The following is a 14,019-nucleotide window of genomic DNA, read 5'->3' as shown; positions in this document are numbered from 1 at the left end:
TTTATTGCTATAAAAAAGAAATGCCGAAAGGTGGCATTTCAAAAAATAATTATATAATAGCTTGATTGGTGATTTTCGCAAGATGAGAGACAACATAATCTTGGCCCATGTCTAATTCCTTGGCCAGTTGTTTGAGTTGTTTTGCTTTTTTATACTCAATTAGTTTACGAGAATAGTTTCTAACTGTGTTAGCTGAATTGACTGCCTCTTCGGCCTTTAATATCTCTAAATCAATCATATATTTTAAGCTGTTTTTTGTTAGTGATTTCATACTTGCACCTCATATATTTAAACTATGTTTGTATAATATCATCAAAATGAGTCAATTTTGCTCTATCTAACAAAGCTGTTAGCCGGGCATTCTCATTGTGAGTTTGCACATAATTTCTGTTTTTCTAATTAGTCTATTTATTGGTGGCGTGGAGGAGATGAAGATGGGCTATATTGAAGACATCAGAAGTCTGGTCGGACATCGGCCAATAATTTTAGTAGGCTGTGTAGTCGTGATTGTGGATGAAAGAGGGAGGCTATTACTGCAGGAAAGAGTGTATCCTGACAAGACATGGGGGCTAGCCGGAGGGTTGATGGAGCTAGGAGAGCGTGCAGAGGAAACGGCGAAGAGAGAAGTACGGGAGGAAACGGGCTTAGAGGTCAAAAACTTGAAGATGATTAATGTTTATTCTGGTCCGGATCATTTTGCAGTTGCGGAGAATGGGGATGAATTTTATATGGTGACATGTGCCTATCATACTCGCTGTTTTCATGGTAAGCTGAATGCGGATTTAACGGAATCACATCAGGTACGTTTTTTTAATCCTGATGAGCTTCCAAGCCAAATCGTGAAGAGTCATCGCATGGTTATCGAGGATTATTTGAGCCAGCATCAAAAAAATAATTAATTGTATAAATTTCATGAGCTTTGCGAACCTTATGGCATGTCATGGTTAATAAGAGGAGTGCAGCTCATGAATGAAAAAATTATTGACTTCCAGCTGGCATTGCTGGAACGTCAGAATCGAAAACAGCTAGGGATGAACGAATTTGAATATAGAGTTTTAATTGGAACGATGAAATGGCTCCTGCATTGCATGCCGCCATCTGCGAAGCTCCATGCCAGGGAGCTGTCCATCCAATCATCCATTCAAGATCTATATGGAATGGATGAAGAAGCTTTTTGCCGTGCCGTTCATCATATGCAAAAGTATTTCAGTCTATCGTCATTTCCAAAGATAGAGGAACCTGCAATTAATGAATTCCATACGATTGGAGATATGGCCAGATACATAGAAATAAGTATTTTGAAGTCTTCTACCTAATCATAAATCTCCTACTAGAGGCGAGCGGATATCCGTTTCGCCCCTTTTGTTTTTATTTCTTATAAAATAATTTATTTTCTCTCATTGACATGAAACGCGTTTCATACTTTACACTTAACTTATGTCAACTAACGATATTCAGGTGAAAATATGACAAATATTAAAGATGTGGCAGCGAGGGCTGGCGTTTCCGTAACGACTGTCTCTCGTGTGTTGAATCAGCATCCCTATGTTAGTGAACAAAAAAGGAAGGCTGTACTGAGGGCGATTGATGATCTGGACTATTATCCGAATATCAATGCTGTTCATTTAAGTATAGGAAAGACGCATCTAATGGGAGTGGTTCTTCCATATACGGACCATCCGTATTTTGGACTCCTTTTGAAGGGGATTGCCAAAAAGGCGCTGGAGCATAATTATAAGCTCGTCTTATTCCAAACAGATTATCAGAAACGAGTAGAGCTTGAAGCGCTGCAAATGCTAAAGACAAAGCAAATTGATTCCTTGATTATTTGTTCAAGGGGATGTAAATGGTCTATCATTGAAGAGCATTTGCAATATGGACCCATCGTAGTAGCAGAAAAGAGGGAAGACCAGCCTGTTTCCGCAACCTATGTGGACCATTATGCATCATTTACGGCTGCCCTTGATTACTTATATGAAAAAGGACACCGGAAAATTGGCTATACCATCAGCCGGGTAACCGGGACGAGCAGCCGTGATCGTGATCAGGCTTATAAGGATTTTATTAAGCGCCATGGATTGGTGTACCGTGCTGATTATATTATCGACAAATGTCTGTATTTTGAAGATGGAAAGAAAGTGATTGAGCACCTCCAATCAATCTCTGAACCTCCAACCGCATTGCTTGCAACAAGCGACCAAGTGGCTGCAGGTGTTATGCTTTGCTGCCATCAAATGCATATAAAGGTGCCTGAAGAATTAGCGATTATTGGCTTTGACAACCAGCCGATCGCGAAGATGATGAACATCACTACCATGGAAATCCCGCTTGAGCATATGGGAGAACATCTCTTTGAACAAGCATTAGGGGGAGGAGTAAACAGTAAGGAAGTCACTGTTTCCTTGATTGAGAGAGGGACAGTTTAACAAACTATCAACTGGAAGAAGGAATGGCTATGAAAGAGAAAAGTGTTATCTTTTTTGATATTGATGGAACTTTATTAGACCATGAGAAAAAACTTCCGTCTTCGGCGAAGGAAGCGGTTTTTAAATTAAAGGAGAAGGGGCATGAAGTGGCGATTGCGACTGGAAGGGCACCTTTCATGTTTGAGGGCTTACGCCGTGAGCTTGAAATCGACACATTCGTCAGCTATAACGGGCAGTATGTCGTGTTGCAAGGTGAGGTCATTTATGCCAATCCATTAAAGGCGGCTGCTCTGGAACAATTGACAAAGGCTGCACTTGAGAGGGAGCACCCGATTGTGTATATGGACCACGAGGATATGCGGGCAAATGTTCCGCCGGAGCATAAGTATATTACAGAGAGCATCAGCGAGCTACGGCTAGATGTTTCGCCCGCACATGATCCTCTATATCATCAAGGCAGGGAATTGTATCAATCGCTGCTCTTCTGTCCGGAAGGGGAGGAGCGTTTCTATGAGGAGACCTTTAAGGACTTCGATTTCATCAGATGGCATCCCTTCTCTGTTGACATCCTGCCAAGCGGCGGTTCCAAGGCAAAAGGAATTGAGAAGATAACAGAAAGGCTTGGCTTTTCGAAAGGGCAGCAATACGCCTTTGGCGACGGTCTGAATGATATTGAGATGCTTACCCATATTGAAAATAGCGTAGCAATGGGAAATGCTCTAGAGAGTGTGAAGGCTGTGGCCAAATATGTGACCAAGCCGGTCGATGAAGAAGGAATCCTGCATGGTCTTCAAATGGTCGGGCTCCTGTAAGCTAAACAATTGATTCTTTTCGATATCTCTACTATTGTGAAAGTAGAAGCTAGATAATGTTAGATGAACAGGTGGGATGTCGAAATGAAAATAGAAATATGGTCAGATTTTGTTTGCCCATTCTGTTACATTGGGAAACGCTTGCTAGACCAAGCACTTGAATCTTTTGAACATAGTGACCAGGTAGATGTCGTTTATAAAAGCTATGAACTGCAGCCTGATGCCAAAAGTGATGAAAGCATCTCCATGAATGAAATGCTTGCTAAGAAAATGGGCGTTTCAGCCGAGGAAGCCGCTTCAATGACCGATCGCGTTAAGGAGCATGCCGCATCGGTTGGCCTCCGCTATCAGTTTGATTCTATGAAGCAAACGAATACATTAGATGCGCACCGTCTGTTGAAATATGCAGAAACCGTCGGAAAGGCTTCAGCTTATACTGAGCGGCTCTTCCGTGCTCACTTCACCGAATCTGAATTTATCGGCAGTCATAGGACGTTGCTGAAGCTTGCGCATGAAGCAGGACTGGATCAAGTCCGCGCCGAGGAAGTACTGTCTAGTGATGCCTATGAATCCGATGTGCGACGTGATCAGCTTGAAGGGCAGACGCTTGGTGTTAAAGGTGTCCCATTTTTCGTCTTTAACCGAAAGTATGCCATCTCTGGGGCGCAACCGCTTGAGCTTTTCCAGCAAACCCTTAATCAGGTGTGGGAAGAGGAAAATAATCTTTCTTCAATAAGCCGGATTGAACCGAGCGGGGATGTCTGTACCGGCGACAGCTGTGAAGTAGAAGATAAAGAATAAAGCTCCAGATTTAACTAGAATTTCTATTCATTCGATATTTGAAAACAAAAACCGAACGATTATTTTAAAACCTGAGTTTTAAATAATCGTTCGGTTTTTTTATTTACTGCTGTCTTTTAGCCAGCCTACATCTTACTCGCAGATAAGCAGAAGGGACTAATTAAATTCATTTTGTTTTAGCGTGAATTTATTAGGGATCTCCATCGTCAGGATGTTTAGCAGCTGGGTGGCCATATAAGAGGAGGTATAAATAAAACCGCCCTTGACCCATTCTACAATCAATCCTAATATTGCATAGGATTGATAACTTGCTATAAGATTGCGGTCGATATCTTGTATATTTACATCTTTCATATGGTCAGAGATAGCTAATTCTTTTAGTAATTCACCAATCTTATTCAGAAATCCAGGGAGAGCATCATCATTAATGACGATGGTATAGAAATTAGAATATTTGGTGACATGGTCAAAAATTTTGATGGCTGATGCAGTGAGATGATCTAAATAAAAGACAGACTGATTTTGGTATGGGGCCCGGTATGATTCCGTAAGATCAGATAAAACGTCGTGGATAAGATCGTTTAATAAGTCTTCTTTATCTTGATAATGCTTGTAGAAGGTACCGCGGTTTAAGTCTGCCAATTCGACAATTTCCGAGATGGTAATGTTTTTAAACGTTTTTTTATTCATTAAGGTAATTAAGGCTTGCTTCAATGCATGCCTGGATTTGGAAACCCGTCTATCCATTGTCATCTAAATTCTCCTTTGTGTGCAAAATCAATATCATAATGAACAGAATGATAAAGGTCTGTCTATTAGTCAACAAATAAACGTTTTTTGAATATTGAGGAATACTCAGTAAAATTTTATACTAAAAAGAGACAGGTGTATATTTTTCAACATTTGTTTACTTATGAGAAAAGGGGAAATTGACGATGAAACTTCAAGGGAAAGTAGCAATAGTAACTGGTGCTGCATCAGGTATGGGAAAACAAATTGCCCAGCTGTATGCAAAAGAAGGTGCGAAAGTAGTCGTTTCTGATTTAAATTTAGACGGAGCAAATGAAACGGTTGAAGAAATCAAAGCGGCAGGCGGGGAAGCCATAGCCATGAAAACAAATGTGGCTGTCGAAGAGGATGTACAAGCACTCGTTGATTCAACAGTAGAGGCATATGGAACGGTTGATGTTCTTGTCAACAATGCTGGAATCATGGATGGATTTGAACCGGCTGGAGATGTTTTGGATGAAAGATGGGAAAGGGTTTTTGCTGTTAATACAACAAGCGTCATGCGCATGACAAGAAAAGTCTTGCCAATCTTCCTTGAAAAAGAAAGCGGTATCATTGTAAATATTGCATCTGCAGGCGGTCTTAATGGAGGAAGAGCCGGTGCAGCTTATACGGCATCCAAGCATGCTGTCATCGGTCTTACGAAAAATACAGGCTATATGTATGCTCAAAAAGGCATCCGCTGCAACGCTATTGCACCAGGAGCCGTTATGACCAATATTCAGGCATCCATGATGAATGTAGACAAGTTCGGTGCATCTAGAATGCAAGCAGGAATGGGGATTAATCCAAGAGCAGGCAAACCAGAAGAAATCGCTCAGGCTGCCCTGTTCCTTGGCTCAGATGATTCTAGCTTTGTAAACGGAACGGTCTTAACGGTAGATGGCGGCTGGACAGCTTATTGATTGTGAACGTGTAACTTGTTAAGTAGAGGGGGAATACCAGCAATGGGTATTTCCCCTTTTTATTTCTCTTGGACTGATTTTTGGAATTTAACAAACCAATCATCTAACTGGAAATGTTACACTATATTTATAGAAATATCCAATTAGATACGGGGAAGTGATAAAATTGCTAAAACATAAATTCTCAAAGCTAAACAAGATAATTCAAGAAAAGAAAGGTGTTCATATTTTCTATAATATTAAAGAACAAGATACATATATTTGTCATTTAATCGCTTTTATTGATTCTGCCTTGGAGCAGGGAGACCATGTCTTGTTGATAGAAAGCCAGCGAATTATCAATATCCTTAAGGATGAACTGAAAATAAGAATGACAAGCGAACAGATGGGCTCTCTTCATATGATTAATAATTTCGATTACTATGTCTCAACAGGCAGCTTCCAGCCTGAAATCATTTTCGGCCATCTATCGAGAACCTTGCAGCCCTTCTTTGATAAAGGAATCTCGTTTAGAATTTGGGCACATGTTGAATGGGGACAGCAGGAAGGAATTGTTGCTATTCTGGAAGAGTTTGAAGCAGAAGCTGATATGGTGGTCAATGAGCAGGGTCTATATTTGGTTTGTGCCTATGATCAAAGCCGTTTGCCTGCTACGCTTGAAGAACAGCTAATGAAGTGCCATGGCTATGTCATGTCAGAAAATGATATTGTCGTTTCCGAGCTTTATGTACAACCGAGCAAATCATGTAAAAAAGGATAAAACAGATATGTGATGGATAGCCGTACTAGCAGAAATTGTAGCGAGAGAATTGGGAATAAGAGGCGTGCTGCGCATAAATCAGATTCCCTGATTGCTCCAGTGCGAGCTTGAAACTGAAATCATTACTTAGCCCATTCACATAGACTAAATAGCTGGGAAGGGTCCCTTTCGCTATAGGAAGAATGATGTTATTATGACAGATTTGATTAGATAAATATAGGAATAGAAAAATCCTCTCTTAATAAATCCTTCAAAGGAAGAATCTGCCGGTAGGGCGATTAGCCTGTAGCCTTTTCTTTAATATCCTACATGAAAAAACACCTGCCGTTCAATTATCCGGCAGATGTTTCTTACTTAGATTTTCTTTACAAATTCTGATTTAAGCTTCATTGCGCCAAAGCCTTCGATTTTGCAATCGATATCATGGTCTCCATCCACTAAACGGATGTTTTTTACTTTTGTGCCGATTTTGATGACAGACGAGCTGCCTTTAACTTTCAAATCTTTAATAACAGATACGGTGTCGCCATCATTAAGGATTTTGCCGTTCGCATCCTTGACAACCTTAACATCCTCATTGTTCTCAGTTTCAGATTCTAGTGTCCATTCGTGCGCGCAAACAGGGCATACAAGCATGCTTCCGTCTTCATATGTGTATTCTGAGCCGCATTTCGGGCAATTTGGTAAGTTTTCCATGATGATTCCTCCGTTGTGTATAGAGAGAAGGGCATAAAATGCCGTCTTCATTCTCTGCATTTTCTCTGCTTTTATACTGTCATAGTCTTTCCTGAAAGACAATATGGCAATGGCATGTAAAAAATGGATGTTAGAGTGTTGGGAGTAGCAGACAGCCCTATGGGAAAATGTAGGGAAATCCGGAATATAGCTGTTTAGGCACTCTTCGATACGAGGCTTAAGAATTGGCATGATTATTGCACTTTAATAGGCAAGAGCCAATTGACAAAAGTCGCACCTGGTGTGACGGGCGGGTTAAAGAAGAGGGAGGAGAAATAATGGCCAAGACAGCGATATCTGATAAGCAGAAGAAGGAACGCCCCTATTATACGGAAGAGCATGTGATGTTTCGGGATTCATTGCGTACATTCTTAGAGAAGGAATGTCTGCCCTATTTTGAACAATGGGAAGAAGAGCGGCTCGTTCCAAGAGAATTTTGGCGGAAGATGGGAGAGAGCGGTTTTCTTTGCCCATCTGTCAGTGAGGAGTATGGGGGTGCTGGCGGGGACTTTGGTTTCTCGGCAATCCTGTCAGAGGAAACGGGGAGGATTGGCGGTGGCATGGCAGGCCCGGGTGCACATAGCGGAATTATGGTCCCTTATATTGAAGCGTTTGGGACTGCAAAGCAAAAGAATAAATACTTGCCTGGATGTGTTAGCGGAGAAACCATTACGGCGATAGCCATGACCGAGCCGGGCACAGGATCGGATCTCGCTGGCATTAAAACGACTGCAGTGAAGCATGGAGACGAATATATTATTAATGGGCAGAAAACGTTCATCACAAACGGTATTCACGCTGATGTCGTTATTGTTGCTTGTAAAACCGATGTAAATGTACAGCCGGCTCATAAAGGCATTAGCCTCATCATTGTTGAAAAAGACACACCCGGTTTCTCTCGCGGCCGTAAGCTTAGGAAGGTAGGGATGCATGCCCAGGATACGGCGGAGCTAATCTTTGAGGACGTTAAGGTCCCGGCAGAAAATCTGCTCGGTAACGAAGGAGAAGGCTTTAAATACTTAATGGAAAACTTGCAGCAGGAGCGGCTTCTTGCAGCAATTGGCGGTCAGGTGGCTGTTGAAGACATGCTGGAATTAACACTTTCCTATGTGAAGGAGAGAGAGGCGTTTGGAAAGCCAATCGCAAAATTCCAGAACACACAATTCATCTTGGCGGAAATAGCAACAGAAGTCCAGCTCGGAAGAACCTTTCTTAATCAATTAATCCATAGGCATATTAATGGAGATCAGATTGAGACTGAAGTGTCGATGGCAAAATGGTGGATTACTGATATGGCCAGGAGAAATGCGCCGAAATGCATGCAGCTTCATGGCGGATATGGATACATGGAAGAATATAAGATTGCCCGACGTTATCGTGATATCGCGGTTTCTCCTATTTTTGCCGGCACGAATGAAATCATGAAGGTAATCATTGCAAAGAGAATGGGTCTGTAAGGATAATGCTGCTTCACTACGTAAATGGTTGAGAGAGCGCTTATGCGGTCCTGTGGCAAAAGGCTATGGTGTTACTATTTTTTAGTCCTTGCTATGATCAAAGAAACTGCTGCAACCACGAGGAAGAAGAGCCTTAAGGGGCTGATGGTTTAATAACAGTCATTTGATGAGGCAGCTTAATGGAAGAGCAATGTATGTGAACAATACAAGGCCTTTGAATATATTTTTCGAAAGAATACTACTGAAAGATATTGTGAGAAAGTGCATGCAATTATTTAGAAGATTGGAGGAGAGAGTCATGACAACTTCTTCATTGAACGCTTCTTCACAGCTCTTAGTGGGAGAGCTTTTGAAACGCGCAACCCATCGTTCAGCATTCATGGATGCATTTAAGTATGAGACAGAGGCCAGGACATTCCAAGAGCTTGACCAGCGAGCAAGCCATCTGGCTGCCTGGCTAATGGCCAGGGGACTGAAGCGGGAGGATAAGGTTGGATTCATCATGAAGAATTCGCTTGCGATTGTAGAGGTGTTCTTTGGCGTGGCGTTGTCAGGATATGCCGGAGTACCCGTCAATTTTCGTTTGGGAGCGATGGAGCTTGAGTATATTTTGAACGATTCTGACTGTGCGATACTGTTTATTGATGAAGAATATGCTGACATCGTTTGGGAGATGAAGGAGAGACTGCCTAAAGTACGAACAATTATCGTTAATGGGAAGATTCCTGAGCATATGGACTTCCTGGCTTATAGACAGCTTTTCGAACAAGATGTGACGTACCAGCCACTAAATATCGATGATGATGACCCTGTCATGATTGTCTATACCTCTGGAACGACTGGCCTTCCTAAAGGGGCGGTGCTCACCCATAAGAATTTATGCGTGAATGGGTTTAATATGATGTGGGAGGGCCAAGCAAGCTTACATCAAGTTCAGCTGGCGACGGTTCCCTTATTCCATATTGCGGGCATTATGATCTTAATTCGGACCGTACTGGTCTGCGGTAAAACGATTATTCAAAAGGAATATCAACCTCTTTCCGTCCTAAAGACAATCGAGGAAGAAGGAGTTACCACCTTGGCGCTCGTCCCGACAATGTGGAACTACCTTTTCCAGATTTCAAATATCGAACAATTCGATTTGTCCTCTGTCACTAGCTGCACGACAGGCGGTGCGATTTGTCCGCTAGAGTTAAAACGGCTGATTCTAAAACATTTCTCTTCTGCCTTCCTGATTGATACGTTCGGTCAGACGGAAACAGCATCATCAGCCACAATTTTAAAAGGAGAGGATGCCATTAGAAAGACAGATTCTGTAGGAAGGGCTGCTTTAAATGTTGAATTGCGGGTCGTAGATGAGGAAATGAATGATGTTCCGATTGGTGTAATTGGTGAAATTGTTTATCGCGGACCAAGTGTGATGAAGGAATATTATAAGAATGAGACAGCGACGATGGAAGCCTTTAAAGGCGGGTGGTTTCATAGCGGCGATCTGGTCAGGATGGATGAGGAGGGCTTTATTTATGTGATAGACCGGAAGAAGGACATGCTAATCAGCGGAGGGGAAAATATTTATCCGGCTGAAATTGAAGCAGTACTCCAAGGACATCCAGCAATTATGGATTGTGCCGTTATCGGGATTCCAGATCAGGTTTGGGGTGAAAGCGTTAAGGCCATCGTGGTCTTAAAACAGGACATGAGTCTTACGGAGGAAGAGGTGATAGCTTATTGCAGCATTCAGCTAGCTTCCTATAAGAAACCAAAGAAAGTAGAGTTTGCAAAAGAGCTGCCCAGAAATGCATCGGGCAAGGTGCTGAAGCAAGTGCTTCGTAAACAGGCGCTTGAAGATGCCGGACAATTTTAACAAAACTTGATTGAAGGATAAGCAGATTCGCTTATCCTTTTTATTATGATTTTCACTCAAGTAATTGTTTGAATCTATGAGGTAAACATTGATATAATTAATCAAATGAACGCTTGAATGAAATGGGTGATTGTTCATGAACGAGAAAGATATATGTGAAATAGATTGTTCAGATGAACTGAAGGTAAGACAAGTACAGGGGAAAATACAGCAGGAGAATTTAAGCGATATGACACAATTATTTAAGGCTCTAGCTGATGAGAATCGGACCAAAATTGTCTATGCCCTATGCTGTGAGGAAGAGCTTTGTGTATGCGATCTTTCCAATATTATTGCTGCGAGCGTTGCGAATACATCTCACCATTTGAGGAACCTCTATAAGCAAGGAATCGTAAAATACCGGAAACAGAAAAAACTCGTCTATTATTCATTAGATGACGATCACATCAAGCAAATCATGATGGTTGCTCTTGCTCATAAAAAAGAGGTGAAAGAAAATGGCTGAACTTCAGCAGAAACAGCATGAACCAGAAGGGAAAACCTATCGTATAGAAGGTTTAAGCTGTGCCAATTGTGCAAGAATATTCGAGGATAATGTCAAAAAATTAGAAGGCGTAACAGATGCAAAGATTAATTTTGGCGCTTCGAAGATATATGTGGAAGGGGAGACAACCATTCATGAGATTGAACGGGCAGGCGCATTCGAAAATTTAAAAATAAGAAATGAGAAGGAAAAGCGCGTTGAGCGTGTGCCATTTTGGAAACAAAAAGAAAATTGGAAGGTGTATGCCTCTGCCTTTCTTCTTCTCATTAGCCTTGTATTATCAGTCGTATATGGGGAAAGGCATATAATCCCGACTACCGGATTTTTCTTGTCGATAGCCGTTGGAGGGTATTCCTTGTTCTGGACAGGTCTGAAGAATCTAAGCAAGCTATCCTTTGATATGAATACATTAATGACGATTGCCATCATTGGCGCCGCCTTCATAGGGGAATGGAGAGAAGGAGCGATTGTCGTCATTCTCTTTGCCTTCAGTGAAGCGCTTGAGCGTTATTCAATGGATAAGGCTCGTCAGTCAATTGAGCTATTAATGAATCTTGCACCAAATGAAGCGTTGATTCGACGAGGAAATGAGGAAATGATCTTACCGGTAGATGAAATAGAGATACATGACTTAATGATTGTCAAACCAGGGCAGAAGGTTGCCATGGATGGGGTAGTGAGGAAAGGCAGTTCATCATTAAATCAAGCGGCCATAACTGGTGAGAGTATCGCTGTAACAAAAACCATTGGTGATGAGGTGTATGCCGGGACATTGAATGAAGAAGGTTTATTGGAAATTGAAGTCACGAAACGCGTTGACGATACGACGATTGCTAAGATTATTCAATTAGTTGAGGATGCCCAGGCAGAGAAAGCTCCATCACAGGCCTTCGTGGATAAATTTGCGAAATACTATACACCAGCTATCATGGCTGTCGCGTTCCTGATTATGATTGTTCCGCCGCTTCTATTGGATGGGGATTGGAGTACTTGGATATATCAAGGGCTGGCAGCATTAGTGGTCGGCTGTCCATGTGCACTTGTCGTTTCAACACCGGTTGCCGTTGTAACAGCGATTGGTAATGCGGCGAGAAATGGTGTCCTCATTAAGGGCGGCATTCATTTAGAGGAAGCAGGACATTTAAAGGTTGTTGCATTTGATAAAACAGGAACACTAACAGAAGGTAAACCAGTGGTTACAGATTTGATTGCATTTGGCATTACGGAAAACGATGCCTTGGCATTGGCGGCAGCTATTGAGAAGGGCTCGGGTCATCCGCTTGCCTCAGCGATTGTCGAAAAAGCAAAGCAATTAGAGCTTCATCTGAGTTCTATTGAGACAGAGGATGTACAATCCATTACTGGGAAGGGAATTTCAGCCACCATTAACGAACAATGTTATTATGTCGGCAGTCCGAGCCTTTTTAAGGAGTTAAAGGCCGATTTGCTCACAGATGAGATTAATGACCAGATTTCTGTCCTTCAAGCTGAAGGAAAAACGGTGATGGTACTGGCAACAGAGCAAAATGTTCTGCTATTAATAGCGGTTGCCGATCATATAAGGGAATCGGCCAACTTGGCGATTAAGCGACTGCACCGAGCCGGAATCCAAAAAACCGTCATGTTGACGGGTGATAATAGACGTACCGCTGAAGCCGTCGCAAAGCAGGTGGGTGTAACAGATGTTCGTTCTGATTTGCTTCCTGAGCAGAAATTGACTTATATAAAAGAACTGCGAGCAGAATATAACCATGTCGCCATGATTGGTGATGGGGTGAATGACGCACCAGCCTTGGCAGCCGCAAGCGTCGGTGTCGCAATGGGAGGAGCAGGAACAGATACCGCTTTAGAAACAGCCGATATTGCCTTAATGGCTGACGATCTTGATAAGCTTCCCTACACAATCCAATTGAGCCGAAAAGCCCTTAAGATTATTAAGCAAAATATTATCTTCTCACTCGGTATTAAGGCATTCGCTCTCATTCTTGTTATACCAGGCTGGCTTACCCTTTGGATCGCAATCTTTGCCGATATGGGAGCTACCTTGATTGTAACGCTCAACAGCATGCGATTATTAAAGATAAAAGAGAAATAAAAAAAGTGGGGTTGCCCGCTTTTTTTTGTTGAAATTGAAGGAATCTTTGCCTGAAATAGCGAATTATTATTGTAGAACAGAGAAAAAGGGGATGAATGAGCATGCATGAAAAACTTAACAGGATAGGTACTATCTATATTCCCGTAACAGATGTAGACAGGTCACAAAAATGGTATGTTAATCATTTAGGGGCAGAATTAAAGCATCTTGATGAAGAAAAAGCTATTGTAGACTTGGCTGGACATAGCTTCTTTCTAATTCATTCAAACGTAGGGCAAACGACGAATTTTGTAGATAAAAAAGGAGAAAAACACTTCATTCTTACCTTTGAAGTCGATGGAGAGAAAGCGCTTACTGACCTTCATGAGGATTTCAAGAGGCGAAAAATGCCTGTCGGTGAAATAGAAGACAGGGGACATGCCGGCAATAACTTTGTTTTTGCTGATCCGGATGGCAATCTTTTTGATGTATGGAGCGTACTGAGTCCGGTGTTTAAGCAGGCACAAAATTAAAAGAATTAATTAACTAGTTTATAGATGGGAACGCAGAAACTCTGCGTTCTTTTTAGTGTGGATAACAGAAAGCCTGCCTTATGCCTAGGCAAGGGGTATGAAAGGTGGGAAAAGCCAGGCAAAGCCCACCCTATGCCCATGCAAAGGGTATGAAGGGTGGGGAAAGGGTGGACAAAAGGTGGTCATCGTCAGAGAAAGCCCACCCTATGCCCATGCAAGGGGTATGAAAGGTGGGGAAAGGGAGTCAAGTCCATATTCTTGTGTAAAATTAAAAACAATGTTTATTGGATGTGAAAATAAAACTTCTCCATTGATCTAT

15 protein-coding genes are annotated in these 14,019 nt (G+C 42.0%); 12 read left to right on the top strand and 3 right to left on the bottom strand.

Translation table 11 applies throughout. From position 1 onward, the window contains the following. Positions 1 to 49 precede the first annotated feature (49 nt). Positions 50 to 271 (bottom strand): hypothetical protein, encoded by a 222-nt coding sequence (locus CYL18_RS15275; protein ID WP_104850395.1) that lies wholly within the window; start codon positions 269 to 271, stop codon positions 50 to 52. A gap of 163 nt (positions 272 to 434) precedes the next feature. Between CYL18_RS15275 and CYL18_RS15270 the strand changes: the two genes are divergently transcribed. The 5 genes from CYL18_RS15270 to CYL18_RS15250 all read left to right on the top strand — a co-directional run bounded on the left by CYL18_RS15270 (position 435) and on the right by CYL18_RS15250 (position 4,039). Beyond that, positions 435 to 899, top strand: a complete 465-nt coding sequence (locus tag CYL18_RS15270; protein WP_104850394.1) for an NUDIX hydrolase — start codon at positions 435 to 437, stop codon at positions 897 to 899. A gap of 66 nt (positions 900 to 965) precedes the next feature. Beyond that, on the top strand, positions 966 to 1,316 hold the full coding sequence (locus CYL18_RS15265) for a hypothetical protein (protein WP_104850393.1): 351 nt from the start codon (positions 966 to 968) through the stop codon (positions 1,314 to 1,316). 150 nt (positions 1,317 to 1,466) lie between these two features. Further along, on the top strand, positions 1,467 to 2,426 hold the full coding sequence (locus tag CYL18_RS15260) for a LacI family DNA-binding transcriptional regulator (protein WP_104850392.1): 960 nt from the start codon (positions 1,467 to 1,469) through the stop codon (positions 2,424 to 2,426). A 29-nt stretch (positions 2,427 to 2,455) separates the two neighbouring features. Continuing rightward, positions 2,456 to 3,238 carry a Cof-type HAD-IIB family hydrolase gene (locus CYL18_RS15255; protein ID WP_104850391.1) on the top strand — a complete coding sequence of 261 codons (783 nt, stop codon included), beginning with the start codon at positions 2,456 to 2,458 and terminating at the stop codon, positions 3,236 to 3,238. An 84-nt stretch (positions 3,239 to 3,322) separates the two neighbouring features. Continuing rightward, positions 3,323 to 4,039, top strand: coding sequence for a DsbA family oxidoreductase (locus tag CYL18_RS15250; RefSeq protein WP_104850390.1), 717 nt, complete (start codon positions 3,323 to 3,325; stop codon positions 4,037 to 4,039). Positions 4,040 to 4,195: 156 nt separating this feature from the next. Here the strand turns inward: CYL18_RS15250 and CYL18_RS15245 are convergent, their stop codons facing one another. After that, positions 4,196 to 4,792 carry a TetR/AcrR family transcriptional regulator gene (locus CYL18_RS15245; protein ID WP_104850389.1) on the bottom strand — a complete coding sequence of 199 codons (597 nt, stop codon included), beginning with the start codon at positions 4,790 to 4,792 and terminating at the stop codon, positions 4,196 to 4,198. A 182-nt stretch (positions 4,793 to 4,974) separates the two neighbouring features. On the opposite strand from CYL18_RS15245, the gene CYL18_RS15240 reads away from it, so the two are divergent. Beyond that, positions 4,975 to 5,733 (top strand): SDR family oxidoreductase, encoded by a 759-nt coding sequence (locus CYL18_RS15240; RefSeq protein WP_104850388.1) that lies wholly within the window; start codon positions 4,975 to 4,977, stop codon positions 5,731 to 5,733. A gap of 166 nt (positions 5,734 to 5,899) precedes the next feature. Further along, complete coding sequence (locus tag CYL18_RS15235) at positions 5,900 to 6,493, top strand: MEDS domain-containing protein (protein WP_104850387.1); 594 nt, start codon at positions 5,900 to 5,902, stop codon at positions 6,491 to 6,493. A gap of 354 nt (positions 6,494 to 6,847) precedes the next feature. On the opposite strand, the gene CYL18_RS15230 is transcribed toward CYL18_RS15235, so the two are convergent. After that, entirely contained in the window at positions 6,848 to 7,189 is a 342-nt protein-coding gene (locus tag CYL18_RS15230; RefSeq protein ID WP_104850386.1) for a zinc ribbon domain-containing protein YjdM, read from the bottom strand. Positions 7,190 to 7,506: 317 nt separating this feature from the next. Here CYL18_RS15230 and CYL18_RS15225 point away from each other — a divergent pair, with 317 nt between their 5' ends. From CYL18_RS15225 to CYL18_RS15205, 5 genes are all read left to right on the top strand, one after another. Next, entirely contained in the window at positions 7,507 to 8,685 is a 1,179-nt protein-coding gene (locus CYL18_RS15225; protein WP_104850385.1) for an acyl-CoA dehydrogenase family protein, read from the top strand. 298 nt (positions 8,686 to 8,983) lie between these two features. After that, on the top strand, positions 8,984 to 10,549 hold the full coding sequence (locus CYL18_RS15220; protein ID WP_104850384.1) for an acyl-CoA synthetase: 1,566 nt from the start codon (positions 8,984 to 8,986) through the stop codon (positions 10,547 to 10,549). Positions 10,550 to 10,685: 136 nt separating this feature from the next. Then, complete coding sequence (locus CYL18_RS15215) at positions 10,686 to 11,054, top strand: ArsR/SmtB family transcription factor (protein ID WP_104850383.1); 369 nt, start codon at positions 10,686 to 10,688, stop codon at positions 11,052 to 11,054. Next, positions 11,047 to 13,188 (top strand): heavy metal translocating P-type ATPase, encoded by a 2,142-nt coding sequence (locus CYL18_RS15210; protein ID WP_104850382.1) that lies wholly within the window; start codon positions 11,047 to 11,049, stop codon positions 13,186 to 13,188. The genes CYL18_RS15215 and CYL18_RS15210 overlap by 8 nt, the downstream gene beginning before the upstream one ends. 101 nt (positions 13,189 to 13,289) lie before the next feature. Continuing rightward, positions 13,290 to 13,700 carry a VOC family protein gene (locus CYL18_RS15205; RefSeq protein ID WP_104850381.1) on the top strand — a complete coding sequence of 137 codons (411 nt, stop codon included), beginning with the start codon at positions 13,290 to 13,292 and terminating at the stop codon, positions 13,698 to 13,700. Positions 13,701 to 14,019 lie beyond the last annotated feature (319 nt).

Origin of the sequence: Pradoshia eiseniae, from assembly GCF_002946355.1 — a bacterium.
Lineage (GTDB): Bacteria > Bacillota > Bacilli > Bacillales > Pradoshiaceae > Pradoshia > Pradoshia eiseniae.
Note: the sequence above shows the minus strand (reverse complement) of the source record. Positions and strands in the feature narration are given on the sequence as shown.